At 74.0% G+C, this 1,192-nt stretch carries 1 protein-coding gene; it reads right to left on the bottom strand.

Going from position 1 to position 1,192, the window contains the following annotated elements:
- Positions 1-1,192 (bottom strand): polyketide synthase dehydratase domain-containing protein (locus tag AB0G13_RS34765; protein ID WP_357883959.1); only part of this gene is annotated, 1,192 nt, incomplete at both ends.

The raw sequence follows: 1,192 nt of genomic DNA, 5'->3' as shown, positions 1-1,192 counted from the left end.
CCGCCGCCGACCCCACACCACCGGCCGCGGCATGCACCAGCACCGACTCACCACGCCGCAGACCGGCCACATCCACCAGCGCGTAGAACGCCGTCACGAACGCCACCGGCACCGACGCCGCCTGCGCGAACGACCACCCCGCCGGAATCGGCGCCAGCGTCTGATCCGGAACGACCACCATCGAGCCGAAGACCCCGCCGAACAGGCCGAGCACGCGATCGCCGGGCCGGAAGGCGTCCGACGCCGACTCCACCACCACGCCGGCGCCCTCCTGCCCGAGGTCGACGTCGTCGATCAGGTTCAGGACCACGGCCACGTCGTGAAAGTTGAGACCGACGGCGTGCACCTCCACGCGCACCTGGCCGGCGGCCAGCGGCACCACGTCGGCGTCGCCGGCCACCACGGTCAGGCCGTCCAGCCCGCCGCCGGTGGCGTCGAGCCGCCACGCGCCGGGGCAGAGCGGAAGGCCGGGCTTCGGGTGCACCAGCTCGGGCGCGAAGGTCTCCCCGCGGCGGACGGCGATCTCGGGCAGCGTCGTCCGCAGCGCCGCGGGCGGCGGTGCGTCGTCCTCGCCGAGATCGAGGAGCGTGATGCAGCCGGGGTGTTCGAGTTGCGCCGTGCGCACCAGGCCCCAGATCGGGGCCTGCACCAGGTCGACGTCGTCGCCGTCGACCGCCACCGCGCGCCGGGTCACCACCGCGAGGCGTTCGTCCGGGCCCCGGCGGCCGAGCCAGGCCTGGAGGTCCTCCAGCGCGCCGATGATCTGGGCCCGCACCCGCGCGGGAACCGTCTCCCCGGCCGGCGGGGAACAGTCCAGCACGGCGGCCTCGGTCAGGTCAGCGTCGGCCGTGAGGTCGATCGGCTGCCAGTCGCGTACCCACAGCAGTTCCTCGGCCTGCGTGACGCGCGCCCGCATGGTCACCTGCCGCACGGTCAGCACGGGTGCGCCGGTGCCGTCCGCGATCGTGACGCTGGTCCCGCTGACGTGGGTCTGCGTGGCGTCGTCGGTGCCGTGCAGTTCGACCTGATGGAAGGAGTACGGCAGCAGCACGTCGTCACGGCCGGCCACGACGGGCTGCAGCGCCGCGTCGAGCAGCGCCGGGTGCAGCAGGTAGCCGTCGGAGTTGAGGCCGCCGATCTCGGCGTAGTGGTCGCCGTCGTCCTGCCACAGGCGTTGCAGGCCCTGGAAGGC

The sequence above is a fragment of the Micromonospora sp. NPDC023633 genome (assembly GCF_040640035.1).
Lineage (GTDB): Bacteria > Actinomycetota > Actinomycetes > Mycobacteriales > Micromonosporaceae > Micromonospora.
Note: the sequence above shows the minus strand (reverse complement) of the source record. Positions and strands in the feature narration are given on the sequence as shown.